Source organism: Nocardia sp. NPDC005746 (assembly GCF_040630785.1).
Classification (GTDB): Bacteria; Actinomycetota; Actinomycetes; order Mycobacteriales; family Mycobacteriaceae; genus Nocardia.
On the sequence record NZ_JBEXYE010000014.1, the window covers coordinates 83,167 to 107,702 of the forward strand.

At 70.2% G+C, this 24,536-nt stretch carries 18 protein-coding genes and 1 tRNA gene; 8 read left to right on the forward strand and 11 right to left on the reverse strand.

What is annotated here, in order from left to right:
• Positions 1–36 precede the first annotated feature (36 nt).
• Positions 37–2,025: an AfsR/SARP family transcriptional regulator gene (locus ABZ412_RS25105; protein ID WP_357284348.1), complete on the reverse strand. Its 1,989-nt coding sequence runs from the start codon at positions 2,023–2,025 to the stop codon at positions 37–39.
• Positions 2,026–2,528: 503 nt separating this feature from the next.
• Between ABZ412_RS25105 and ABZ412_RS25110 the strand changes: the two genes are divergently transcribed.
• Both ABZ412_RS25110 and ABZ412_RS25115 read left to right on the forward strand, forming a co-directional pair.
• Positions 2,529–5,858, forward strand: coding sequence for a BTAD domain-containing putative transcriptional regulator (locus ABZ412_RS25110; RefSeq protein ID WP_357284351.1), 3,330 nt, complete (start codon positions 2,529–2,531; stop codon positions 5,856–5,858).
• Positions 5,859–5,933: 75 nt separating this feature from the next.
• Entirely contained in the window at positions 5,934–6,368 is a 435-nt protein-coding gene (locus ABZ412_RS25115; protein ID WP_357284353.1) for a TIGR03667 family PPOX class F420-dependent oxidoreductase, read from the forward strand.
• A 66-nt stretch (positions 6,369–6,434) separates the two neighbouring features.
• Here the strand turns inward: ABZ412_RS25115 and ABZ412_RS25120 are convergent, their stop codons facing one another.
• The gene (locus ABZ412_RS25120; RefSeq protein ID WP_357284356.1) at positions 6,435–11,906 is read right to left on the reverse strand and encodes a carboxyl transferase domain-containing protein; all 5,472 of its coding nucleotides are present in this window, start codon (positions 11,904–11,906) and stop codon (positions 6,435–6,437) included.
• Positions 11,907–12,071: 165 nt separating this feature from the next.
• Between ABZ412_RS25120 and ABZ412_RS25125 the strand changes: the two genes are divergently transcribed.
• The gene (locus ABZ412_RS25125) at positions 12,072–12,365 is read left to right on the forward strand and encodes a hypothetical protein (RefSeq protein ID WP_357284359.1); all 294 of its coding nucleotides are present in this window, start codon (positions 12,072–12,074) and stop codon (positions 12,363–12,365) included.
• Positions 12,366–12,415: 50 nt separating this feature from the next.
• Here ABZ412_RS25125 and ABZ412_RS25130 read toward each other — a convergent pair whose 3' ends face one another.
• The gene (locus ABZ412_RS25130; RefSeq protein ID WP_357284361.1) at positions 12,416–13,864 is read right to left on the reverse strand and encodes a PLP-dependent aminotransferase family protein; all 1,449 of its coding nucleotides are present in this window, start codon (positions 13,862–13,864) and stop codon (positions 12,416–12,418) included.
• Positions 13,865–13,910: 46 nt separating this feature from the next.
• Between ABZ412_RS25130 and ABZ412_RS25135 the strand changes: the two genes are divergently transcribed.
• Both ABZ412_RS25135 and ABZ412_RS25140 read left to right on the forward strand, forming a co-directional pair.
• Positions 13,911–14,396, forward strand: a complete 486-nt coding sequence (locus ABZ412_RS25135; protein WP_357284364.1) for a carboxymuconolactone decarboxylase family protein — start codon at positions 13,911–13,913, stop codon at positions 14,394–14,396.
• 42 nt (positions 14,397–14,438) lie between these two features.
• A complete protein-coding gene (locus ABZ412_RS25140) occupies positions 14,439–14,666 on the forward strand; it encodes a SelT/SelW/SelH family protein (protein ID WP_357284367.1) in 228 nt (75 codons plus the stop codon).
• 53 nt (positions 14,667–14,719) lie between these two features.
• Here the strand turns inward: ABZ412_RS25140 and ABZ412_RS25145 are convergent.
• Positions 14,720–14,792 (reverse strand) — tRNA-Lys (locus tag ABZ412_RS25145).
• Between the two features lie 219 nt (positions 14,793–15,011).
• Between ABZ412_RS25145 and ABZ412_RS25150 the strand changes: the two genes are divergently transcribed.
• Complete coding sequence (locus ABZ412_RS25150) at positions 15,012–16,220, forward strand: Ig-like domain-containing protein (protein WP_357284370.1); 1,209 nt, start codon at positions 15,012–15,014, stop codon at positions 16,218–16,220.
• A gap of 82 nt (positions 16,221–16,302) precedes the next feature.
• Here ABZ412_RS25150 and ABZ412_RS25155 read toward each other — a convergent pair whose 3' ends face one another.
• The 3 genes from ABZ412_RS25155 to ABZ412_RS25165 form a co-directional block, all read right to left on the reverse strand.
• On the reverse strand, positions 16,303–16,737 hold the full coding sequence (locus ABZ412_RS25155; RefSeq protein WP_357284372.1) for a hypothetical protein: 435 nt from the start codon (positions 16,735–16,737) through the stop codon (positions 16,303–16,305).
• 115 nt (positions 16,738–16,852) lie between these two features.
• Positions 16,853–17,500 carry a cyclase family protein gene (locus tag ABZ412_RS25160; protein WP_357284375.1) on the reverse strand — a complete coding sequence of 216 codons (648 nt, stop codon included), beginning with the start codon at positions 17,498–17,500 and terminating at the stop codon, positions 16,853–16,855.
• A gap of 1 nt (position 17,501) precedes the next feature.
• Positions 17,502–18,341 (reverse strand): class I SAM-dependent methyltransferase, encoded by an 840-nt coding sequence (locus ABZ412_RS25165; RefSeq protein WP_357284378.1) that lies wholly within the window; start codon positions 18,339–18,341, stop codon positions 17,502–17,504.
• 85 nt (positions 18,342–18,426) lie between these two features.
• Here ABZ412_RS25165 and ABZ412_RS25170 point away from each other — a divergent pair, with 85 nt between their 5' ends.
• The gene (locus ABZ412_RS25170; RefSeq protein WP_357284381.1) at positions 18,427–18,855 is read left to right on the forward strand and encodes a helix-turn-helix domain-containing protein; all 429 of its coding nucleotides are present in this window, start codon (positions 18,427–18,429) and stop codon (positions 18,853–18,855) included.
• Positions 18,856–18,872: 17 nt separating this feature from the next.
• On the opposite strand, the gene bla is transcribed toward ABZ412_RS25170, so the two are convergent.
• Both bla and ABZ412_RS25180 read right to left on the reverse strand, forming a co-directional pair.
• Positions 18,873–19,781: a class A beta-lactamase gene (gene bla, locus ABZ412_RS25175; RefSeq protein ID WP_357284383.1), complete on the reverse strand. Its 909-nt coding sequence runs from the start codon at positions 19,779–19,781 to the stop codon at positions 18,873–18,875.
• A gap of 47 nt (positions 19,782–19,828) precedes the next feature.
• Positions 19,829–21,607 carry a penicillin-binding transpeptidase domain-containing protein gene (locus ABZ412_RS25180; protein WP_357284386.1) on the reverse strand — a complete coding sequence of 593 codons (1,779 nt, stop codon included), beginning with the start codon at positions 21,605–21,607 and terminating at the stop codon, positions 19,829–19,831.
• Between the two features lie 154 nt (positions 21,608–21,761).
• Here ABZ412_RS25180 and ABZ412_RS25185 point away from each other — a divergent pair, with 154 nt between their 5' ends.
• Complete coding sequence (locus ABZ412_RS25185) at positions 21,762–22,667, forward strand: serine hydrolase (RefSeq protein WP_357284389.1); 906 nt, start codon at positions 21,762–21,764, stop codon at positions 22,665–22,667.
• On the opposite strand, the gene ABZ412_RS25190 is transcribed toward ABZ412_RS25185, so the two are convergent.
• Together ABZ412_RS25190 and ABZ412_RS25195 are read right to left on the reverse strand one after the other, a co-directional pair.
• A complete protein-coding gene (locus ABZ412_RS25190; RefSeq protein WP_357284392.1) occupies positions 22,616–23,569 on the reverse strand; it encodes a LysR substrate-binding domain-containing protein in 954 nt (317 codons plus the stop codon). The genes ABZ412_RS25185 and ABZ412_RS25190 overlap by 52 nt on opposite strands.
• A 36-nt stretch (positions 23,570–23,605) precedes the next feature.
• Positions 23,606–24,460 carry a thioesterase family protein gene (locus ABZ412_RS25195; protein ID WP_357284394.1) on the reverse strand — a complete coding sequence of 285 codons (855 nt, stop codon included), beginning with the start codon at positions 24,458–24,460 and terminating at the stop codon, positions 23,606–23,608.
• Positions 24,461–24,536: the final 76 nt, after the last annotated feature.

A 24,536-nucleotide genomic window follows, 5' to 3' on the forward strand; every position in this document is an offset into this window, starting at 1 on the left:
CTCGTCGAGTGTGGTTGCCGCGGAGGGCAGGTCGGATCAGCTGGCGGCGAAGGCCGCCGGATGCCGGTCGGCGGTGGCGGTCAGCAGCGCGGCCGGACGCCGCCGCTGGGCGGGCCGGCGGCCAGGCCGCAGATCGGAGGTGATGAGCGTGGACTCCCGGGTGCCCGCGATGCGCGCGAAGCGGCCGTGCGCGAGCGAACCCTCGCCGGTGAGCACCACCAGCAGCGGTGCGCACTCGGCACTGTCGAGCAGGGTCTCGAGGAAGTCCAGATTGGCGTGGTCGGCCAGATGGGCGTCCTCGAAGATCAGGGTCATCGGACCCAGACCCGCTTTGGCGCACAGCAATTCGGTCCAGGCGGTGAGCATCTGCCGAACCCGCGCCGGATCGTCGGACTGGGTTCCGGTGGCCAGCGGGTACAGCGCCTCGGCCAGCTTGCGCGCCGCCACCGGCGGACGCAGCGGATGATCCGCCGCCTCGGCCAGCCGCGCCGCGATACTCGCGGGCGCGTCACCCACCTGGAAACCGCACGCGGCGGCCAGCATGGCGCGATGGGTGTCGAGCCGATCCCCGTCACCGAAACGGGCGCACAGGATCAGCTCGGCATCGCTCAGCGCGCGCACGGTGGAGCGGAACGCGCGTGCCACCCGCCGGGCGCTGGTCGCGGCCGGAGCCACCACCGCCACCAGATGCGAGGCCGCCCGATGCTGGACCCGCTCGCGCAGACCCAGCAGCATCCGCACATCCGGATCGGTCTCGGCGTCGGAATCGTTCGCGACCTCCAGGCCCGCCGCGTACCAGTGTCCGGTCGGGCGCTGCCGATAGCGGATCACGGTCTCCGACTCGCGACGGGTGCGATCGCAGACGGTCACCGAGCCGGTGGGCGCGTCGTGCAGCAGCCGGTCGCATTCGTCGAACAGGTCGGCGTAGCGGTTCGAGGTGCGCAGGTCGGAATACGCCCGGGGGACACGGCCTTCGGCGTCACCGGTCACCACCGCGGCCCGGAACCGCGGCTCCACGCGCGCCCCGAATTCGGTGCGCGCCCCGGTGATCCACTCGTGCGGCCGGATCGCGGCGGCCACCACCTCGGCCACCTCGCACGGCTCCGGGAACGCCGTCATCACCGTGGAGCCGATGACGCCGACCACCGTGCCGCCCAACGACTCCGCGGCCGCCCGGATCGCCGGAAGGTAGCGTTCGCCCATGGTCGGGTTGTCCTCGGACGCGTCCGCCCCACTCGCCTCGATCCGGACCGACAGCACGGTGGAGCGGGTCACCCGGTCGGCCGGAGCGACCACCACCACCGGCTCGGGCCGCACGGGTTCGACGTCCGGCAACAGCAGCGACGGGCTCTGATTCAGGATGGCCTGCTGCAACGTCTGCAGCTCCGAACCCGGTTCCAGCCCGTAGTTCTCGATCAGGGCATTGCGCCAGGCGGTGTAGACGGCCAGCGCGTCCGACGGGCGGCGGCCGCGGTAGAGCGCCAGCATGAGCTGTCCGCAGGACCGTTCCCGCAATTGCCCGGAATCGGCCAGCGCGCTGAGCGCGTCCACCACCCGGGCGTGGTTGCCGCGCGCCAGCTCGATCTCGAACAGGTCCTCCGACACCGACATCCGGGCGTCCGCGGCGGCCGCGAGTTCGGGCCAGTCGACCCCGTGCTCGGTGAGATCGGACAGCGGTGAACCGCGCCACAGCGACAGCGATTCGGTCAGGCGAGCGGCGGCGGTGTCCAGGTCCTCGGCCACGGCCGCGGCGCGGCCGCTGTCGGCCAGGCGATAGAAACGATGCAGGTCGATGAGGTCGGTGTCGACCTCGAGCACATACCCCGGCGGGCGCCGGATCAGCGCGACCGGTCCACTGTTGTCCTCCGGGAACAGATTTCGCAGCGACCACACCGCGTTGTGCAGGATCTTTCGGGCCGAGGTGGGCATGGTTTCGGTGGGCCACAGGGCGTCGAGCAGTCGGCTGGCCGGGACGACGGTATTGGGATGCAGAAGTAGGTACGCGAGGGTTGCCCGCTGTTTCACGCCACCGAGTCGCAATGGCTGGTTCTGGTGCCGGACCTCGAGCGGTCCGAGAAGGCTGAACAACACGATATCCCCTGGTACTTTGGTCCCTGACGGTGCTGAATCACGGACGTCCGGTTTCCGGACGCGCACGGCGCCAACGAATTTCGTCGGTCGGCGGGGTGCGCGGCGGAACGGCAGGGGTCCTGGGACACTGGCGGAACCCTGTTGTCCGAGCGCCTACGGCAATGGAGGCGCTGGTGCGGTGTCGATCTCGGCCCCGGAGTCCTCCCCAGGCCCGATCGGCCAGACCTGACCGGCGCGCATTAACGCCGATCGTGACACGCGCGACATGAACAATCGGGGCCCTGGCGGCGATCCCTTCCCTCGTCGTCGTGGCCTTGTTCGATCGTTCGGGACCATTCTGTCGGAAGGTCCTTCGGGTTCGCTTCGGGCCCACTTCCGCAGGGGCCGTGAGGGTTTCCGATCACCTGATTGAAAAGTGAATTAGATAGGATCGGATCGTGCAGTTCGCGGTATTGGGGTCGTTGGAGGTCGCTACGGATCTGGGCGACCCGGTGTCGATACCGGAGTCGCTGGTGCGGGCGCTGCTCGCCGATCTCATCGCCCATGTGGGGGTCCCGGTCTCCACCGACCGGCTGATCGAGGATCTGTGGCCCGAATCCCCGCCCACCAATCCGACCCGATCGTTGCACACCAAGGTTTCTCAGCTCCGCCGGGCCCTCGAACAGGCCGAGCCGGGTGGCCGAGAACACATCGTCACCACCCCCGCCGGCTACCTGTTCCGGGTCGAGCCGCACCGGCTGGACTCCACCCGATTCCTGGACCTCGTTGCGCGCGCCCAGCATTCGACCGACCTGCGGGCGCGGGCCGACCTGCTGCGCGAGGCGCTGGCGCTGTGGCGCGGACCCGCCTTCGCCGACTTCATCGACCTGCCCTTCGGTGAGGAGAGCTCCGCCTCGCTGAACGAGACCCGTATCGCCGCCCGCAGCGAACTCGTCGAAGCCCGCCTCGAACTCGGCGAGCACCGCACGCTCATCGCCGAGATCAACGAACTGGTCCGCGAACACCCGCTGCGGGAACGCCTGCGGTCCATCCAGATGCGCGCGCTCTACCGCTCCGGCCGCGCCGCCGACGCCCTCGACAGCTTCAACGAACTACGCGCCCTGCTCGCCGAGACCCGTGGCGCCGACCCCAGCCGCGAACTCGTCGATCTGCACCGCGCCATCCTCGAACAGCGCGCCGACCTGCAACCCGAACCGGTCCTGGTGGCGGGCCGCACCTTCGGGCACAACCTGCCCTCCCCGCCCAACGCGCTGATCGGTCGGGACGCGGCCGTACACGAGGTGCGGGCCGACACCGCCTCGGATCGGCTCGTCACCCTGGTGGGACCCGGCGGCGTCGGGAAATCCCGGCTCGCCCTGGCGGTCGCGCACAGCCTGGTCGACAGCTTCGTGGACGGCATCTGGCTGGTCGAATTCGACGCCCTGGACCGCTCGCACGGGCCGGAAGTGCTGGCGGACGCGGTGCTCTCGGTGCTGACCGTAGACGTCAACGCGCCACCCGGATCCGGCGGCAAGTCCCTGTCGCCGGGCCTCAACTCGGTGGACCGGGTGGTGGCGTTCCTGCGGGCGCGCCGCGCCCTGCTGGTGCTCGACAACTGCGAGCACGTCGTCGAGGCGGCGGCCCACCTGGTGGAAGCGATCCTCGCCGAATCGGCGAACTGCCGGATCCTGGCGACCAGCCGCGCGCCCCTGGCCGTCCGCGGGGAGCGGATCAGCGCCGTCGAACCCCTGGACCTGCCGCCCGCCGACACCACCGGACCCGAATCGCTCGCCACCGCCAGCGCGGTCCAGCTCTTCGCCGCGCGGGCGCCCGGCCTGCGGGTCGACGCATCCAATATCCACGACATCATCGCCATCTGCCGTCGCCTCGACGGCATCCCGCTCGCCATCGAACTCGCCGCGACCAAGGTGCGGGTGCTCGGCGTCCACGAACTGCTGGTCCAGCTCGACCGGCGCTTCCAGGTCCTCGAAGGCGGCTTCCGGGACTCCCCGGATCGGCACCGCACCCTGCGCGCCGCCATCGACTGGAGCTGGGCGCCGCTCTCGCGTGTCGAACGAAATGTGCTGTGCTGGCTGGCCGTTCACGCCGAGGACTGCTCGCTGGCGGCCACCCGCGCCCTCATCCGCGATCCGGGCGAGGACGGTGAGATCCTCGCCGTGCTCACCCGGCTGGTCGACCAGTCCCTGGTGGTCATGCAGGAATCGCGGCACGGCCCGCGCTACCGGCTGCTGGAATCGATCGCGGCCTACTGCGTCGAATACCTCGAGGCCACCGGCACCCTGCTGGAACTGCGGCTGCGGCACGCCATGCACTACGCCGACCGCGGCGAGCACGCCAGCGCCGAACTGCACGGGCCCGACCAGCGCCGCTGGCTGGAACAGCTCGACGTGGAGTCGCCCAATATCCGCAAGGCCGCCGACTTCGCCATCGTGTGCCGCAACGCCCGGCTCGCCATGCGACTGGTCAACTCGCTGATCTGGTTCGGCTTCCTGCGCGGACGGCTCATCGAGGCGCACCGCTACCTGTCCGCGGTCAGCGCCATGGCCGGGCAGCTGCGGCCGGTCGAACGCGCGACCATCCTGCGCTGGCGGGCGGGCATGGCCCTGCTCATCGGGGAGGCCGGGCAGCTGGTCAGCCCCTCGCCCGCCCTCGACGGCGACGAGACCGACACCGAACTGCGAGCGCTCGCGCGCAGCGAATGGTTTCTCGGCTACGCCCAGTGGTATTCGGGCGCGCTGCCCGAGAGCCAGGACCGCGTCGGCCGGGCCCTGGCCGCCTTCCGGACCCTCGACGACAACTGGGGCATCGCGGCCTCGCTGAGCCTGCGCGCCGCCCAGAACACCGCCCGCAGCGACCTCGCCACCGTCCGCGACCACGCGCAGCTGAGCGCCGCCATCTTCGACGAGGTCGGCGACCGCTGGGGCCGGCTCAAGGCCATCGAGGCGCTGGCGGTGCTCGCCGAATTCGAGGGCCGCTACGACGAGGCCAACGACCTGCACTACGAGGGACTGCAGATCGTGGAGGAACTCGGGCTCTGGACCGAGACCTCCCACAAACTCGCGCTGCTCGGCCGGATCGCCTTGCTGCGCGGCGAATTCCGGACCGCCGACGAACTCCATCACCGGGCCATGCGGCTCGCGGTGAGCCACGCCAACCGGCTGGGGGAGGGGTTCGCCGAGATCGGGCTGGGCCTGAGCGCGCGGCGGCAGGGCCGGCTGGAGGACGCCGAGAAGCACCTCAACCGGTGGCTGGGCTGGCTCGCCGCCATCGAGGCGCACAACGGGGTCGCGCTGGTGCTGGCCGAACTCGGCTTCATCGCCGAGCTGCGCGGCGACGCCGACGCCGCCCGCACCCTGCACACCGAGAGCCTGTCGGCCGCCTCCGTCGCCGGTGACATCCGTGCCGTCGCGCTGGCCGTCGAAGGGCTGGCCGGGGCCGCGGTGATGACCGAGGACTATGAGCGGGCCGCCCGCCTGCTCGGCGCGGCGACCAAGGCGCGGGCCTCCACCGGCGCGCCCCTGGCCAGCGGCGAGCGCATGGACGTCGACCGCATCACCGCCCGGGCCCGCACCGCGCTCGGCCCCGAACGGTTCGCCGCCGAATTCGACCGCGAGGGCGCCATCACCGATACCGGCCAGAGCGTCTCGGTGGCCGAGTTCGCCCGCATCACCACCGACCAGCAGACCCGGCACGTCATCGACGAGGCGGTCGCCGAGGCCATGCTGCTCAGCGACGGCACCGGACTGTGGCCCGAAAAGATCGTGTGAAACGCGGAATGCCCACGGACAGTGGGGCGTTGACCGTCATGGATCGAACCGACCCACACCTCGCAAGGAGACCGCATGTCCGCTTCCTCGCCGCTCATCGACACCGACACCGAATTCGGTGCTCTGGTCACCAAACGTCTGGCGGAGGATGGCATTGTCTGGCTGACCACCGTGAGCCCCAGCGGTACGCCGCAACCCAACCCGGTCTGGTTCCAGTGGGCCAACGGTGAGTTCCTGATCTTCACCCAGCCCGGCACGCCCAAGCTCCGCAATATCGCCGCCGACCCGCGGGTGTCGCTGAACCTCAACAGCACCGCCAGCGGCGGCCAGGTCGTGGTCTTCAACGGCCCCGCCCGCGTCGACACCACCGAGCCGACCCCCGCCGAACTCGACGCCTACGTCGAGAAGTACGCCAAGGGCCTGGTCGAGATCGGCATGACCCGCGAAGAGTTCTTCGCCGACTACTCCGTCCCGGTCCGCATCACCCCGGACCGCCTGCGCGGTTTCTGAGCCTCCTCATCGAACGAGAACGCCCCGGCAGTCGGACGACTGCCGGGGCGTTTCGTGTGCTGTCGATCAGTGGCGGGCGAGCCCGGCCTCGATGGCGGCGATGATGCGCGGGCGCATCTCGACGGTGCTGATGATGGCGTCCACCGAACCCACCTCGACGGCGCGCTGGATGTTGTGCACGCGGTCGAACTCCGCGGCCACCTCACCCAGCTTCTCCGCCCGCACCGAGAAGCGCAGTTCGTCGCGCTCCGCGGTCAGGGTGGCGCGGTCGGTGCCGGAGGCGTTCGTCGCGCGCAGCTCGAAGTCGCGCACCCGCGGGTCGGCCTCGGTGCGCGCGCTGACCTCGCCCGAGAACACGACCGCCGCGGCGGGGGCGCCGCCCAGCACGGAGGCGAACGAGCCCTCCAGCGCCAGCACGGTCATGCTCGGGTTCAGGGTCTTCGAGAACACCACGAAGGCGCCGCCGTGGTAGCGGGAGATCACGCAGAACACGATCGGGCCGTCGAAATTGACGATGGCCCGGCCGATCTCGGCGCCGTACTCCAGCTGCACCTTGCGCATCGACTCCGGCGAACCGTCGAAGCCGGACAGGTTGGCCAGCACCACCAGCGGGCGGTTGCCGCTGGCCGCGTTGATCGCTCGCGCCGCCTTCTTCGACGACTGCGGGAAAAGCGTTCCCGCCGTGTAGGTGTCGGGTCCGTCGGTGGCGGGGAAGCCGCGCCGCCCCACGCTCTTGGACTCGATACCCAACAGGCACACCGGGATTCCGCCCAGACGCGCGTCGAAGACGACGGAGGTCTCGGCGTCGGCCATGCCCGCCCACCGCTCCAGCACCTCGTGGTCCTGGTCGGCCAGCGCCCGCATCACGGTGCGAATGTCGAACGGCTTCTTGCGATCCGGGTTCGCGGCGGTGGAGAAGATATCCCCGACGGTCGCGAAGTCGCTGCCCTCCAGCACGTGCGGGAAGTCGGAGACATCGCGGTCGACCGGGTCGGCGGTCTTGCCGCGGCGCGGACCGTCCTCGCCGGGAACCACGTACGAGAAGTCGTAGTGCGCCATCAGGATGTCCCGCGCGGCAAGCAGATTCGGCGCCCAGTACTGGGCCTGGCCGTTGGGGCCCATCACACGGTCGTAGCCGCCGATGCCGAAGTTGTCCTCGGCCGAGACCGCGCCGGAGAAGTCCAGCGCCTGCTTGCCGGTCAGCACCATCGCCGACTCCGGCGTCATCACCAGGATGCCCTTGGTGTGCATGAGCATGGTCGCCTCGGCGTTCCAGTACGGCTGCGCACCGACATTGATGCCGTTGACCACGATATTGATCTCGCCGCCGATCTGGGTGAACTCGACGATCCGCTTGAGCGCGGCCGCCACCCAGTCCATGTTCTCGGTGCCCGACTTCATCGAGATGCGGGCGCCCGAGGACAGCGCGTACCACTCCAGCGGCACCCGCAGCGACTCGGCCAGATCGATGGCCGCGATCACCCGGCGGCACTCCGGCTCCGACAACGCGCCCAGCGACTTCGTCGGATCGCCCAGCAGGGCGACACGCATGACACCGGCCGGATGCTGCGGGGTCGGGGTGATGACCACACCGGCCACCAGCGCCGCGCTGTTGCGGCCCTTGGGCCGGTCCACCGGCACCAGGGTGTTCGAGGCGTCGAGGTCGTACTCGCTGAATTCACCCAGCAGACCGGTCAATTCGTACGGGTAGACGGTGTTGCGGCTACCCGCGCGCAGCACCTTCTGCCGGTACTCGTCGAGCGGCTCGACCGCGTCGTCGGTGCGCTCACCGACGCTCACCTGGACACCGCCGGTCGCGTCGAAGGAGACGCGCACCGCGATCTTCTCCAGCTGACCGGTCTGCGGATCCCGTTGCCGGGCGATGAGCAGAATCTCCTCGAGGCCCGCGCCCGCCGTCATCGGCAGCACGTGCCCGGCGATCACCGTCTCCAGCTCGCTGCGGGTCACATCGACCACCGGCCAGATGTACATGACGATCCGGTTGGTGTTGAACCGCTTGTTCGACGGCCGCTGCGCCTGGGCGCGGCGGATGGAGTCGAGGCAGGTGGCGATGGTGCTCTCCGCGGTGGGCAGCACCAGCAGGCGGCCGTCGTGCTCGCGCAGCGCGGCCAGGTCGCGCACCTGCGCGAACGCGATCAGACGGTCGTCGGCCGGATTCTCCTTGGCCACCGCACGGAACAGGTACACCTCTTCGTCGTCCGAGGACGGCAGGCGGGTGAGGTCGAACTTGCGCAGCCGGCGCATCTGCATGCGCTGGGCGATATACGGGTGCAGACCGCGGATCAGCCGCTCCTCCGACATCCCCGTGGTCGCCGGCCGGAAGGTGAAGTGGTGGTGCATGACCGCGCCACCGCTGCCCGCCACCGTGCAGGTGATCCGGTGCACCTGACCCGGAAGCGGCTGCCCGGCAAGCGCTTCCTGCAGCGCCACCGCCATCGCCTCGAAGTCCTCCGGCTGCTTCTCCCAGCTGAGGTAGATGTCGGCCTCGACGGACGAGGAATCACGCGCCACCTCGGCCAGTCCGCGCAGCACGGTGTCGAGCGCGTCGAAGCTCACCGCCGCCGACACCAGGTTCACGCCCCGGCGCTCGGCGATGACGAAACGCTGCCCGTTCGACTCCTCGGTCCGCACCTCGGTGAGGTCCTTGTTGCCGTAGTAGCGCCGCGTCAGCACCTCCAGCATGGCGGTGTTGTCGGTGCTGCCGCGGACCAGACGCTGACCCAGCAGACGCACCAGCGGCTCGGTCGCCCGCACCATGTCCGCGATGCGGTCGGTGCGCTCGGCCGTATCCGGCTGGGCGTCCAGGAAACTCAGGTGCTTGCGCACGGTGGTGTACACCCGGGCGCGGTTGCGGCGCAGCAGCGGGTGGGCGTACCAGGCGTACGCCACACCACGCGCGAGGTCGGCCAGACCCGGGAACCGGAACTGCGTCGCGGTCACCAGGCGTTCCAGCGCCAGACCGGCGGGCTCGCGCAGCGCGCGGTCCGGCACCGGCTCGCTCAGCCACTCGCGCAGCAGCGCGGTGATGACGGTGACCGTTCCGGCCGGCCGCTGCTGGGCCAGGAAGATGCGGAAGACCGCCGCCTCCAGGTCCGACGAGCGATCCAGCTCGGCGACACCGTAGTGCGCGAACGCCGCGCTCAGATCCGCCCGATACGACTCGGGCAGCCCGGCCCGCTCCACATCGAGGCTCTGCATGTAGGTGTGGAAGAACTCGCGGGCGCTGTGCACGTGGCCCTGCGAGCCGTTGTCCTCCCAGGACCGGTTGTGGCTCAGCTCGGCCAGATCCGCGAAGACCTGTACCAGCTCGATTTCCTCGGACAGCGGACGGCGGTTGTCGGCGACGGCCGCCCGGCGCACGGCCAGGTAGTCGTCGAGCACCCGCTGCTCGTCGTGCGGGTCCACGTCGAAGCCGAGCAGCAGGCTGCGCAGATCCTGCAGACTGCGGGTCAGGCCCTCGTGCGGCAGGACCGGCGCGGGCGCGCCCGGCAGATCCAGCTCGACCGTGGCGGCCGGAGCGGCGTTCTCGGTCTCGGTGTCATCGGCGATCGGCTCCAGCCGCAGCAGCGGCGCGCCGGTCTCCACCTGGGAACCGACCGCGACCGCGCTCTCCTTGAGCCGGGCCCGGAACGGCGCGCGCAGCACGGTTTCCATCTTCATGGACTCCAGCACCAGCACGGGCGCGCCCGCCTCGACCTCGTCGCCGACAGTCAGCGGGGTGGCGACCACCAGCGCGGGAGCGGGGGAGCGGACCACGCCGCCCTCGTCGCGGCTGATCCGGTGCGTCACGCCCTCGATGTCGACCAGGGTGACCGGTCCGTGAGTGCCGGTGACGACCCGGAAACGGCTGCCGTTCACCACGATCTGGCCGGTGTGCCGGTCGAAACGCTCCAGATCCACATCGGCCGAACGCATATCGCCGCCGGCTTCGATCCCGATCCGGAAGCGGTGCGCGCCGATACGCGCGACCCGCACCCGGTAAGCGGCGCCGCGCAGCTTCAGGTCGTGCGGGCGGCCGCTCTCGTGCTGCACCTGCGGACGGCCACCGGCCGCCGTGGACAGCAGGCGCACACGCTCGGCCCGCTCTTCCTCCTCGTAGGCGTCGATCGCGGCCACGGCCACGGCGATCGCCGAGTGCCGGTGCGAGACCAGGCGGCCCTGCGCGCGGACGCGGTCGATCCAGCCGGTGTCGGCGCTGCCGTCGATCACCTCGGGCTGCTCGAGCAGGTCGAGCACGAAACTCTTGTTGGTGGAACCGCCTTCGATGACCACACGGGTCTGCGACATGGCGCGGCGCAGGCGGCCCAGCGCCTCGTCGCGGTCGCGGCCGTAGGCGATGATCTTGGCGATCATGGAGTCGAAGTCGGCGGGGATCGTATCGCCCTCGCTGACACCGGTATCCACGCGAATGCCTGGTCCGGCGGGCAGATCCAGACGGGCGATCCGGCCCGGGGCGGGCGCGAAGTCACGGTCGGGGTCCTCGGCATTGAGCCGGGCCTCGATGGCGTGGCCGCGCTCGGCGGGCGGCTGACCCTCGAGCTTGCCGCCGGAGGCCACGTGCAGCTGCGCGCGCACCAGGTCGAATCCGGTGGTGGACTCGGTGATCGGGTGCTCGACCTGCAGACGGGTATTGACCTCGAGGAAGGCGAACAGCTCGTCGCCCGGGTGATACAGGAACTCGACCGTCGCCGCGCCGCGGTAACCCACCGCGATCGCCAGCCGCTCGGCCGAGGCCTTCAGTTCGGCGGCTTGCTCGGGACGCAGCACCGGCGAGGCCGACTCCTCGATGACCTTCTGGTTGCGCCGCTGCACCGAGCAGTCGCGCACGCCCAGCGCCCACGCGGTGCCCTGACCGTCGGCGATCACCTGCACCTCGACGTGGCGGGCGCCGGTGACCAGACGCTCCAGGAACACCACGCCGCTGCCGAAGGCGCGCGCGGCCTCCTGCCGGGTCCGCTCGTAGGCGTCGACCAGCTCGTCGGCATTGGTGATCATGCGGATACCGCGACCACCACCACCGGCGGTGGCCTTCAACATCAGCGGATAGCCGATGTCCTCGGCCGCGGCCAGCGCGGCCTCGACGGTCTCGACGCCGCCGCGGCTCCACGGCGCGACGGGTACGCCGACCTCCTCGGCGATCAGTTTCGCGCCGATCTTGTCACCGAGCTTGCGCATGGCGTCGGGGCTGGGACCGATGAAGGTCACCCCGATCTGCTCGCAGAGTTCGGCGAAGGCCGGATCCTCGGCCACGAAACCCCAACCGACCCACGCCGAATCGGCGTTGGTCGCCTTGAGCGCCTGCTCGAGCGCCTTCAGATCCAGGTACGGGCGCGCCGCGGCGGGCCCGAGGTCGTAGGCGATATCGGCCTCACGGACGAAGGTCGCGTTGCGATCCACATCGGTGTGCAGCGCGATCGTCTGGATCTGCAGGCCGGTCTCGGCCGCCAGATCCCGCACAGCGTGAATGAGGCGTACCGCGGCTTCACCGCGGTTCACAATGGCAATACGGCTGAACACCCGTCAGCTCCTTTATGTTGCGAAGGCCCGGTCGGGCAGCGTTTGGACTGCCGGTCACCGGTAGTGTGCACGTCTGCTGCTCTCGATACCACCGCGGTAGGGGGTTACTCGTACGTATCGTGGGCAAAGCGTCATCTGAGGCCGTGACTGTGGGAGGCGATCCGAGTGTCCGACATCCTCGACGTACTGCACTCGCGATGGGCGGAATCCGCGGCGGAGGCCATCCTGACCGGCGAGGAACACCCGACCCTTACCCTCACCACCCACGAGGTGGTGGACCTGATCGCCCAACTCGCCGCCCTACGCCACGCGGTCGACAGCGCCGCCGCATCCTTCGAACGGATCCGCGTGGCGCTGAACCAGCACACCGCGCACCCTGAAGCCCAGGCCCGCCAGGCCGCCAGCATCGCGCGGCATGCCGCCGACACCCTGGCCCGCCGTGACCGGGACATCGCCTGAACCGGAGTCGTGCTCCCGAACCGGCGTCGTGAGGCCATACGGCCCCGCGGTCATCGCGGGTTCGAACTCCACGACAGCGCGCGCACCAGGGCGTCGAGCGCGGCCGGGTAGGCGCTCTCGGACGGCGCCGCGAATCCCACGACGAGGCCCTGCGGCCGGTCGGGACGCCCCTCGTGGGAGAGCCACATTCCGGACAGGCCCTCGAGCGCCAGGCCGTACTCGCGTGCGCGGGACAGGACTTCGGCCTCGGTCAGGCCGGCGGGCTCGAGCCGGATCAGCGCGTGCAGTCCGGCGGCGATCCCGGACAGGGCGAAACCCGTCAGCGGTCGCCCCGCCCGGGGTTTCAGACGATCGGCGAGCAGATCGCGGCGGCGGCGATAGCGCAGCCGAGAGGCGCGGATGTGCCGGTCGTAGGCGTGTGAGGTGATCAGCTCGGCCAGCGTCAGCTGCCCGAGCGTCTCCGAGTGGTGGTCGGCCAGGCGTTTGGCCTCGGCGACCGGGCCGACCAGGTGCGGCGGGAGCACCATCCAGGCCAGGCGCAGTCCCGGGCCGAGCGTCTTGGACGCCGTGCCGAGGTAGACGACGTGGTCCGGCGCGATGCCCTGGATCGCGCCGACCGGTTGCCGGTCGTAGCGGAATTCGCCGTCGTAGTCGTCCTCGATGACCAGCCGTCCGCCCCGGGCCCAGTCGGCGAGGTGTTGCCGTCGCGCCGGGCTCAGCGTCGAACCGATCGGGAACTGGTGACTCGGCGTGACGACCGCGGCCGTGACACCGTCGAATTCGGTCGTGCCGAGCAGGTTCACGCGCGCGCCGTCGCCGTCGACCGGCAGCGGCCGCACGACGGGTCCGGCGGCTCGCACCGTGTCGCGGAACGACGGAATGTAGGGGTCCTCCATGGCGATGGCGGTCGTGCCGGATGCGGTCAGCACTGTGCCGATCAGTGCCAACGCCTGCTGGACGCCGGTGGTGACGATGATCCGGTCCGGTGTGGCCAGCACGCCGCGGGTGCGGCCCAGATAGTCGGCCAGCGCGGATCGCAGTTCGATCCGCCCGCACGGATCGCCGTACCCGAACGCGTCCGCCGGTGCCGCGCCGAGGGCCTTCCGGGCCGCGCCGAGCCAGGCGGTGGTGGGAAAGCGGCTGATGTCGGGACTGCCCGCGCGCAGATTGTGGCGTGGCGCCGCGGTTTTCGGGCTGCCGACGATAGGCGGGGTGACCGGGCCAGGGGTGGCGACAGCATCGGCGACGCGCGTGCCCGAGCCTTGCCGCGCGGTCAACAGCCCCTCCGCGATCAGCTGGTCGTACGCCGCGCTGACCGTCCCGCGCGAGAGTCCGAGTTCGACGGCCAGGGTTCGGCTGGGCGGCAGGCGCTCCCCGGCGGCGAGCCGGCCGTCCCGGATCGCCTCGCGCAACGCCTGCTCCACGCCGACCCGCCGTCCCGCCCCCGGCTCGACGAGCAGATGCAGATCCACACCAGAATTGGACCAGGAATTTGCCATCGGATTGGCTCCTAACATTGGTCCATTATCGGCCTACCGTCGAAGCATGACAACGAAAACCAGCGCATACGTCCAGCCGACCACCCGCCTCGCCATCGACGACCTGACCCCCGAGATCGCCAAGGCCATGAACGGCCTCGAGCGTGCCGCGCAACGGTCGTCCCTGGAGAAGCCGCTGCGCGAACTGGTGAAACTGCGCGTCGCCCAGATCAATGGCTGCGTCTACTGCGTCGACATGCACTCCCGCGACGCCATGGCCGCCGGGGACACCGCGCGCCGGGTGAATCTGGTCGCGGTGTGGCGCGAGGCCCCCTTCTTCACCCCGCGCGAGCGTGCCGCCTTCGACCTCGCCGAGGCCATGACCCGAATCGCCGACAGCGAAGTCGACGACGCCGTCTGGCAGGAGGCCGCGGCCCGATTCTCCGAATCGGAACTCGCCGAACTGGTCTGGCACATCGCGATCATCAACACCTGGACCCGGCTGGGCGCGACCACCCGCGCCTGGACCCTCCCCGGCGACGAGAACGACTGAACCCCAACCCGATCCGACACCCGCACCGTGAGGAGTCCGACCATGCCCGCCGTCGTCATCACCTACTGCAAGCCCTGCGGCTACCTGAAGCGCGCCCGCGCCGCCGCCGACGCCCTCGACACCGAGCTCGGTATCGCACCGGAACTGGTCCCGGGCTCAGGCGGTGTGTACCGCGTCACGGTGGACGGCCAGACCGTGGCCACCAAGACGCGCCAGGGTTTCCCCACCCCGGAAGACATCGTCAAAGCTGTTGCCGAGCACGGGAAGTAGCCGAAAACGAACGAAGCCCCTGACCGGATTGCCTGGTCAGGGGCTTCGTATTGTGCGCCATCAGGGACTCGAACCCCGAACCCGCTGATTAAGAGTCAGCTGCTCTGCCAATTGAGCTAATGGCGCGTGTTACTCCGCCGGGGGCCTCGGTCTTGCGCTCCGGGCTCTCTGCGGTGCGGATAGAACATTAACAGGGATGGTTGCGGAAAGTGAAATCGCCCCTCTGAGCTGGTGGTTCTTCGAGTTGTTGAGGGTTGTTAACACGGCGGGGGCGATCTCGGATGTTGTGGGGGAAGCCTTTGGAGGGTGGCCGAGCTGCCCGCCGAGACGTGAAGTGGGGTTGCGATGGGTGAGTGGCGAGGCGGACGGCGGTCCGGAAAGCTACTGGGGGCCGGGGTGGTGCTGTCCGTGGTGGCATTGGCGTTGGTCGGCTGCTCCTCCGGTGGCAAGGGTCAGTCGTCCTCGGTGGCAATCGATTCCAACCCGATCAGCGAACTGATGAAGCCGAAGCTGATCTCCCCGGTGAAGGACGGCGACAAGGGCGTGGCGCCCGGCGAGCTGAACCTGAAGGTGGAGGACGGCAGGTTCACCGCTGTCGCGCTGAGCAGTCCGGACGGCAAGCAGGTGCCGGGTGAGCTCGCCGCCGACGGCCGCTCGTGGAAGTTGGCCGAGCAGCTGGGATTCGGGCGCACCTACAAGCTGGCGGTCGAGGCCATCGGCCTGGGCGGGGCGACCACCTCGGTGATGAGTTTCACCACGATCTCCCCGAACAACCGCACGCACCCGTATCTGCTGCCCGCCGAGAACGACGTGGTCGGCATCGGTCAGCCGGTGGCGGTGCAGTTCGACGAGAACATTCCGGACCGTAAGGCCGCGCAGAACGCGATCAAGATCACCACGACCCCCGCGGTCGAGGGCGCGTTCTACTGGGTCAACAATCGTGAGGTGCGCTGGCGGCCGCAGAACTTCTGGACCCCGGGCACCAAGGTCGACATCGCGGTCAACGCCTACGGCCACGACCTGGGCGGTGGCCTGGTCGGCGACAGCGACATCCACTCCAGCTTCACCATCGGCGATGCCACCGTCTTCACCTCCGACGACAACACCAAGATCGTCACCGTGGAGCGCAACGGCGAGGTGATCAAGACCATGCCCACCTCCATGGGCAAGGACTCCACCCCCACCGACAACGGCGTCTACATCGTCGGCGACAAGTTCGACCGCATCATCATGGACTCCTCCACCTACGGCGTCGCGGTGAACTCGCCCAACGGCTACAAGACGCCCGTGGACTGGGCGACCCGAATCTCGTACTCGGGCATCTTCTTCCACTCGGCCCCGTGGTCGGTGGGTGCGCAGGGCTATTCGAACACCAGCCACGGCTGCCTGAACCTGAGCCCGTCCGACGCCAAATGGGTCTACGAGAACGTCAAACGCGGTGACATCACCATCGTGAAGAACACCGTCGGCGGCACCCTGTCCGGCGTGGACGGGCTGGGCGACTGGAACATCCCCTGGGAGCAGTGGAAGGCGGGCAACGCCGACCGCGCCTGAACTACGGCGTCGGAGACACGGCAGAAGGGGCATCAGCATTGCGCTGATGCCCCTTCGACCATGCTCGACGGGAGGCTGAGAATCAGCCGATGGTGCCCGGACCGTTGGGGCCGCAGCCGAGGGCGGCGAGGCCGGACAGCGCCGAGGCGGTGCCCATGACGGTGCACGTGCCGGGTTCGGCGGAGTTGGTGTTCGACGAACCGACCGCACCGCCCAGCTTGAAGCCGGAGGAACCGGTGACCAAGGCCTCGATCGGGCTCTTCGGCGCGGGGTCCTTGCTGGTCGGGCACGGGGTGGTGGTCGTGGCCGTCGCGGGGCCCGCGGTGACGGTGCAGCCGGGCGTGGTGTCTGGAGTGGTGGTGCCCGGCGTCGTTGTGGTCGGCGTCGTCGTGGTCGGCGACGTGGTCGACGGAGTCGTCGTCGTGGTGTCGATGAGGGCGATCTCCGCCATGGCGGCGGGCGCGGCGGGCAGCAGTGCCGCAACGGCTAGCAAAGTGGTTACGGCGTAACGGTTCACGTGCGAAAATCCTTCGGATCGAGCGTGGTCGGGGCCCCGACTCCCCAGATGGTCCTGAGCAGTCTACGAAGATCGCGTGACCTGCGCCGCAAAATGCGACACACTGACGTTTCTCTCACATTCCGACGCGCGCCACCGCCCGCACCGGAGCCCCGTCCGCCCCGGGCAGCCGCAAGGGCAACAGTGACACTTCCACCGGCTGACCGGCCTCCTGCGCCGCCAGTACCGCCGCCAGACCGGTCAGATTCTCCGCGATCACCGCGTGCGCCCCGCACAGGATCCGATGCACCGGAATCTCCTCGACCGGGGTCGGGTCGACACTGAGCGCGTCGATGCCGACGGTCCGCACCCCCGACGCGATCAGGTACTCGGCGGCCGCCACGGTCAGATGCGGATGGTTCAGGTACTCGTGCGTGCCCCAGTGCTCCGACCATCCGGTCGCCACCAGCACGATCACGCCCGCCGCCACCCGCCCCTCGAAGTACTCGCGCCCGATCGACCCGCCCGCGCCCGCGGCCCGCGCGTCCACCACCACGGCCGGTCCGGTGAACCGTTCCAGCGGCAGCTCGTCGAGGGCGGGCAGGGCGTCGTCGATGTGCCGGGGCGCGTCCACGTGCGTGCCCGTCTGCGAACCCATGTCCAGGTGCAGCACATTGACGCCGTCGACGGCCACGGTCAGCGCGGGCCGCACGGTCACCTCGGGATCGCCCGGGTAGACGGGCATTCCGGATCGGATCGGCACCGAGAGATCGAGGATGCGCATGTCAGTCGTGCTCCGGCGCGGTGGCCCGCAGCAGCCAGCAGGCGGCGGTGAAATGGGCCGCGCCGTCGCGGACGAAGGGTTCGAAGGCGGCGCGGACGACCTCGACGACCTTCGCGCGGGTCGTCTCGTCGGCCTCGAGCAGTGCCAAGCCGACCGGTCCCAAGCGGGAGACGTAGCCGGTGAGCTCGGATTCGGGCATCGCGCAGTCGGCGTCGATCGGGGTGATGTCGATCTCGGTCCAGCCGGCGTCGGCGAGGATCCCGGCCACCCGATCGCGGTCGGCGAACCCGAATTGCCCTGGGGCGTCCGGGATTCGGGGCCCGAGATCGGGCAGCAGCGGGGCGGCCGCGTCTTCCGCGGTGGTGAAGAACGGGTTGTCGGCGGCGGCTCGCCACACGACACAGGCCAGCCGTCCGCCGGACCGGGTGGCGTGGCGCAGATTGGCGAACGCGGCCACCGGGTCGGCGAAGAACATCACCCCGAAGCGGGACATGACGAGGTCGTAGACCGCGGGGTCGAAGGTGTGGGTCTGGGCGTCGGCGCACACGAAATCCACCGGGAGGCCCGCCTGTTCGGCATTGGCGCGGGCCGCCTCGAGCATCGGCTCGGCGATGTCGACGCCGGTGCAGCGCGCGCCCGTCGCGCGGGCCACGGCCAGGGTGGTGCCGCCGGTGCCGCAGCCGACATCCAGCACCCGCCGGGCGCCGTCGGTGCGGGCGGTCTCGACCAGCAGGTCCTCGAGTGGCCGCAGCACCCGGCCGATCAGGTCCTGGAAGTCGACCCAGGCAGTGCCGGAGGTGGCCCAGCGGTCGGATTGATCCTTGTCGAGCGGTGTCGTCATGATCGCTGTCCTTCATCGGGGAACGGACGGAGAACTACACTGTCTCAATTCAAGCCGACTTGAGGTCAAGTTCGAGGTAACCCCGATGACCAGCCTGGATATCGCCGAGGTGGTGCGCCGCACCGGCGTCCCCGCCTCGACCCTGCGCTACTACGAGGAACGCGGCCTGATCGCGTCCACCGGCCGGCGCGGCCTGCGCCGCCAGTTCGACAGTTCGGTGCTCGAACAGCTGGCCCTCATCTCGCTGGGCCGCACCGCCGGATTCTCCCTCGACGACATCGTGCTGGTCTTCGGCCCGCAGGGCGAACTCCGGGTGGATCGGGCCCTGCTCACCGGCAAGGCCGACGAATTGGACCGCACCATCACGCAAATGACCACGGTGCGGGACGGCCTCCGGCATGCCGCCGCCTGTCCGGCCCCGAGTCACGCCGAATGCCCGAGCTTCCGGCGCATCCTGCTGGGCGCGATGGCGGGCGAGATCGACGTCACCGAGGCGGTGAGCGGACCGAAATGACTGCGTGACAGGTCATTTCAGCGCACGGCGTGCACGGCCTCCTTGGTGAGCGCCGCCACCAGCGGATTGTCGTAGGCCGCGTCCTTGTCCGGTTTGGCGGTGAGCACCACGATCACCAGCGGCGCGGACCCGTCGGCGGGCCAGCTGACGGCGGCGTCGTTGGCGGTGCCGTAGTCGCCGGAACCGGTCTTGTCGCCGGTCTTCCAGTCCGCGGGCAGTCCGGCGCGGATGCGGGCGTCGCCGGTGGTGTTGGCGAGCAGCCACGCGGTCAGCTGCTTGCGTTCCGGATCGGCGAGGGTATTGCCGACGACCAGCTTCCGATAGTCGCCGGCCAGGGCGGCCGGGGTCGTGGTGTCCCGCTCGTCGCCCGGGATATCGGTGTTGAGCTCCGGTTCCCAGCGGTCGCTGCGCGTCTTGTCGTCGCCGAGCAACCGCAGGAACTGGGTCAATCCCTGTGGGCCGCCGAGCAATTCGAGCAGCTGATTGCCCGCGGTGTTGTCGCTGCGGGTGATGGCGGCGTCACAGAGTTCGCTCACCGACATCCCCGTGTCCACCCGGGTGCTGGTGACCGGTGAACCCGTCACCACCTTGTCCGCGCCGAAATGGATGACCTGGTCGAAGAATCCGCTGGCGAGGGGATGCAGCTTCAGCAGCGCGCCGCAGGCCAGGCCCTTGAACGTGGAGTTGAAGGTGAAGCGCTCGTCCTGCCGGTAGCCGACGGTCTTGCCGGTGCCGGTGTCGATCACGAAGACGCCCGCCCGCGCGCCGTGCTGCTCCTCGAGCGCCCGCAGGGCGGCGTCGCTCGGCGCGGCCGTGGTCGACGGCTCGTCGTGGGTGGCCTCGCTTTTCGAGTCGGTGCCGCACGCCGCGAACAGCGGCGTGAGCACGAGTAGTGATGCCAGGGCGCGGTATTTCAGGGTCGGCAAAACAAGCCTCTCAATCGGTTTCGAGCGGTGTGGAGTGTTGCGGCTGGTCAGCGCGGGGCGCGCAGCATGCGGCCCGCGGCCTGCACGGCCGGGTCGGAACTGCCCGCGTCGCTGATGAAGACGGCGAAGGCGAGATCGCCGTCGATGCCGACGAACCAGCCGTGCGCGTGCTTGTCGTCGATGTATTCGGCGGTGCCGGTCTTGCCGAGCAGGCCGGGGATGTCGCGCAGGGCGGTGGCGGTGCCGCCGGTGATGGTCTCGCGCATCATGGATTTCACCTGATCGGCGATGCCGGGCGGCAGGGCCGGCGGCTGCCGGTCGGGCTTGCCGGGCTGACCCTGCACGATCGTCGGCGGCTTGACCGACCCCTGGGCGAGGGACGCGGCCAGCAGTGCCATGCCGAACGGCGACGCGGTCACCTTGCCCTGCCCGATGCCCTCCTCCACCCGCAGGGCGGGCGTGTCGGCGGTGGGCACCTTGCCGGTCACGGTGGTCAATCCCGGTGTCACGTAGTCGATGCCGAGTCCGAGCTGGGCGGCGGCATCGGTCAGCCCGTCCGGCGGCAGCTGCACGGCCAGCCGGCCCATGGTGGTGTTGCAGGACCGCGCGAACGCGGTGTGCAGCGGCACCTGGCCGAGGTCGAAGTTGTTGTCGTTGGGGATCTCCCGGCCCTCGATGTTCTCCTTGCCGGGGCAGGCGACGGTGGTGTCCGGGGTGACCTGACCGGCCTGGAGGGCGGCCGACACGGTGACGGTCTTGAAGGTGGAGCCCGGCGGATACAGCCCGGTCAACCCGATCGGGCCCTGCGCGTCGGCGGGCGCGTTCTGCGCCATGGCCAGCACGTCACCGGTGGAGGGTCGCAGCGCCACGATGGCCGCCGGGGTGGTGATCGGGGCCAGCGCCGCCTCGGCGGCCCGTTGCAGGCCGACGTCGAGGGTGGTGCGAATATCGGTGACCGGCTGGGGATCCGGGCCGCCGACCCGCTGCGTGCCGTCGCTGCCCTGGGCGCGGACCGCCCATCCGGCGGCGGCGTCGGCCCGCTGCTGCCACAGATCCGACAGACCCGCGAAGGTCGGTGAGGCCAGCGCCTTGTCGACGGCCAATAGTCGCGTCTGCTGCACGGTCGTCACGTTCGCCAGCGTGGTGAGCGCGGATTGGACAGTGGCGTAATCGGATTCGCGGAGGGTGACCGCGGTGACCGGCTTCCCCGGCGCCGCGGCCAGATCCGCCTGCAGGCTCGCGGCCGTGATATCGGGCGCAACCGGTCGCAGCGCCGCCGCGACGGCCGCGGGGTCCGCGCCGGGCGCGACGTTCACCAGTGTCACCACCTGCTGGGTGAGCAGCGGGCCGCCGGTGCTGTCCAGGATCTTGGCCGGGTCGGGGTAGGCGACGGCGTAGGACAGCGGGCCGATGTTCAGGCCGGGCGCGATGGTGGCCGGGTCCCAGCGGATCTTCCAGTCACCGCTGGAGCGTTCGGCGCGGCCCGCGGTGGTGTAGGTCCACTCGTTCTTGCCGTCCTTGCCCAGCTTCCAGGTGGCGGCGAGGGTGAAGGTGCCGCCGTCGTCGGTCTTCTCGACCTTGCTCGCCTCGAAACGCACCTGTTTGCCGAGGTTGTCGTACAGCGTTCCCAGGGTGGTCGAGGCGGTGGCGGGATCGCTGGTCGCGGTCGCGGCGGCCGGGACGTCGTCGCGGGTCAGCGCGTCGGCGAAGGCGTCGACGGTCTTGGACAATCCGGACGTGGGATCCGATCCCGAGCACCCGGTCGCCGCCACCAGTACGGCCGCGACACAGATACCGGTGCTTGCCCTCCTGCTGAAAGCTGCCATGACTGCCACCCCAACACGGATCACCACCCGGTGTCCAAGACCAACACGGGTGAGAACCGATAAGCGTTTCCTTATCGTCGCAGCGCAAGGCCCACGGGATCGCGAAGTCGCGGGCGGTTGACGGCCCGATCCGATCGCCGGGAATGCTGGGGGAGTGGAAGCGATCTTCGGGGCGGCCGGTGTCGAAGGCCGCGTGCACGCCCGCTGTCTCGACTGCGACGGCGAATTCGGCTGGGCCGCCGACGAACCGGTGGTGCTGTCCTCGGTGGTGAAGGTGCCGCTGGTGCTGGAGTTCGCGCGGCAGGTCGCGGCGGGGCAGCTCGATCCCGCGGACCGGGTGCGCGCCACGGCCGCGGACCGGCTGGGCGGGGTGGGGTCGGCGGGCTGCCACGACGATGTCGAATACAGCCTGCGCGACGCCGCCTATTTCGCGCTCACGGTCAGCGACAACACCGCCGCGGACCTGCTGTTCGACCGCGTCGGCCTCGACAACGTCCGCTCCCTGGTCCGCGAACTCGGGCTCGCCGACACCCGGGTGATGGGCTCGATCCGCGACATCCTGTACCTGATGGCCGAGGACATCGGCGCGCGCGACCTGCTCGAATTCGCCCGGCGCTATCCCGAATCCAGTCCCGAGGAGGTGTTCGGCAGCCGGGCGGTGGATCCGCTGCGCACCACCGCCGGGACCGCCCGGGACATGACACGCCTGCTGACGCTCATCGGCCGCGACCTGGCGGGCCCGCCCGAGGCGTGCCGGTTCGTGCGCGATCTCATGCGCCAGCAGGTGTACGGGCATCGGCTGCCGTCGGCGTTCCCGCCCGGGACCGACATCTGGTCCAAGACCGGGACGCTGCCGGGCATCCGCAACGAGATCGGAGTCGTCGAGTATCCGGACGGAAGCCGTTACGCCGTAGCGGTTTTCACGGTGTCACACAATCTGGCGGGACGGCAGCCCGGGGTGGACCGGGCGATCGGGACCGCCGCGCTGACGGCCATCGAGCGCATCGATCACTGCCTGCCCGCGACCACATCCCACGGGCGGCGCTGCGGCGCGTCCTGAAGCGGGGCCGGGGGCGCCACGCCGTCGCCCCGCACCACCGACACGATGAGCTCGGCGAATTCCCGCACCAGCGGATGCGGGGCGGCGGCGGGCCAGGTCAGGGCGAGTCGCCAGCTCAGCGTGCCCTCCGGCAGCGGCCGCCACACCACCCGCGGCTCCTTCTGCGCCACCAGGCCGGTGTCGAAGGCGACGCCGCGGCCCGACAGCACCATGCCGAGCACGAATTCCGGATTGACCGCGTGCTGCACCGAGGCGGGGTGGAAGCCGTGCTCCCAGCAGGTGCGCAGGGTGGCGTCGTAGAGGCCGGGGGCGGCGGCGCGCGGGAAGATCACCAGGCCGTGCCCGCTCAGGTCGGCCAGGGTGAGTGAAGTCCGCTGGGCCAGTACGGAATCCCGGGGCAGCACCACGCCGAGCGGGGTCTCCACGGCCGGGCCGGATTCGAGGCCGGGCGTCTCCGCCGGATATTGCAGCAGGCCCGCGTCCAGTTCCCGCTCGCCGAGCAGGCGGACCTGTTCGGCGGTGGTCAGCTCCTGCAGGTCCACCCGCACCTGGCGGTTCTCGAACGCGGTCAGCATGGCGGCGAGCACCCGGCCCGCCAGTTCGGGCGGGACGCCCACCCGCAGCGCGTCGACCTCGCCGCGGTGGGCCTTGTCGACCAGCGATTTCGCGCGTTCCCAGCGGGCGATCAGGTCGCGCGCCTCGACCAGCAGGATCTGCCCGGCCTCGGTGAGCTCCACGCGGCGGCTGTCGCGGTCGAGCAGCCGCGCGCCGAGCTCGCTCTCCAGCTTGCGGATGCGCTGGCTCAGCGCGGGCTGGGCGATCCGCAGCCGCTCGGCCGCGCGGCCGAAGTGCAACTCCTCGGCGACGGCGATGAAGTAGCGCAGCTGACGCAGCGGGTCCATCCCGTCGACGATATAGGTTTCCTTATCGCCGGGTGGTCAGGCCCGGGCGCGCACCTCGAGGATCTGCAGGCAGCGCCCGATCGGGCCCTGCTGGTCGTGCAGCACGGTCGAGCACAGGCCGACCCCGTCGGGTCCGATCGAGGTCTCCACGGCCAGGCCGATCCACTCGCCGACCGGCAGCCGGAACAGGTCGATGGTCAGGTCGGTATTGAGGAAGGTGTATCGCAACGGATCCAGCCGCGCGCCAACGCCATTGGCGACGTCCGCGACCGAGAACACGCGCACCAGGGGTGAGATCTCCTCGCCCTCGACCACCTCGACGCGGGGCTTGACCCACACCCGCCGGGTGATGTCGTCGCTCGCCACGCCGCGCAGGTCCACCGACTTCACGTAGCCGACGTCCCAGCCGGCGGGCAGGCCCCAGCTGACCCTGCCCTCCTCCGGCACGGGCGGCAGCGGGGCATCGGCGGTGTGCGCCACCGGGGAGGTGTCCGTGGTGGCGATCCGCCAGGCCGCGGCCTTGGCCACCACGCGGGCGCTGCCGTCCGGCTGCGGCGCGACCAGTTCGGCCGCCACCAGCTCGACCCGCTTGCCCGGCCGCTCGATCCAGGCCCGAACCTCGATCTCTCCCACCGGAATCGGGCCGAGGATCTCCATGGTCAGCCGCGCGATCCGGGTGCCCTCCCGGGGCGCGCACCGTTCCACCGCGCGGGCCAGCAGTGCCGAGGGCGGTGCGCCGTGCTGCATGGTTGCCGCCCACACGCTCACCGTGGACGCGGTGGCCCGGTATCGCTCGAATCCGTCGCGCTGGGACTCCAGCGCGAGGAAGTACGCCCTGGTCCCGGCCTCGTCCTCCGAGGCCGCCTGATCTACCGCTGTCGCATCCTGCATTCGGGTCACCTCGTCAACGTATCAGCCCACGTCCGACCCATTAGACGGTGTACGACAAACCCTCCGCATGTCCATT

Coding starts and splice junctions, on each gene's coding strand:
- ABZ412_RS25115 (WP_357284353.1), top strand. CDS start 5,934: ATGTCCGCTTCCTCGCCGCTCATCGACACCGACACCGAATTCGGTGCT.
- ABZ412_RS25130 (WP_357284361.1), bottom strand. CDS start 13,864: ATGGCAAATTCCTGGTCCAATTCTGGTGTGGATCTGCATCTGCTCGTC.
- ABZ412_RS25135 (WP_357284364.1), top strand. CDS start 13,911: ATGACAACGAAAACCAGCGCATACGTCCAGCCGACCACCCGCCTCGCC.
- ABZ412_RS25140 (WP_357284367.1), top strand. CDS start 14,439: ATGCCCGCCGTCGTCATCACCTACTGCAAGCCCTGCGGCTACCTGAAG.
- ABZ412_RS25150 (WP_357284370.1), top strand. CDS start 15,012: ATGGGTGAGTGGCGAGGCGGACGGCGGTCCGGAAAGCTACTGGGGGCC.
- ABZ412_RS25160 (WP_357284375.1), bottom strand. CDS start 17,500: ATGCGCATCCTCGATCTCTCGGTGCCGATCCGATCCGGAATGCCCGTC.
- ABZ412_RS25165 (WP_357284378.1), bottom strand. CDS start 18,341: ATGACGACACCGCTCGACAAGGATCAATCCGACCGCTGGGCCACCTCC.
- ABZ412_RS25170 (WP_357284381.1), top strand. CDS start 18,427: ATGACCAGCCTGGATATCGCCGAGGTGGTGCGCCGCACCGGCGTCCCC.
- ABZ412_RS25180 (WP_357284386.1), bottom strand. CDS start 21,607: ATGGCAGCTTTCAGCAGGAGGGCAAGCACCGGTATCTGTGTCGCGGCC.
- ABZ412_RS25190 (WP_357284392.1), bottom strand. CDS start 23,569: ATGGACCCGCTGCGTCAGCTGCGCTACTTCATCGCCGTCGCCGAGGAG.
- ABZ412_RS25195 (WP_357284394.1), bottom strand. CDS start 24,460: ATGCAGGATGCGACAGCGGTAGATCAGGCGGCCTCGGAGGACGAGGCC.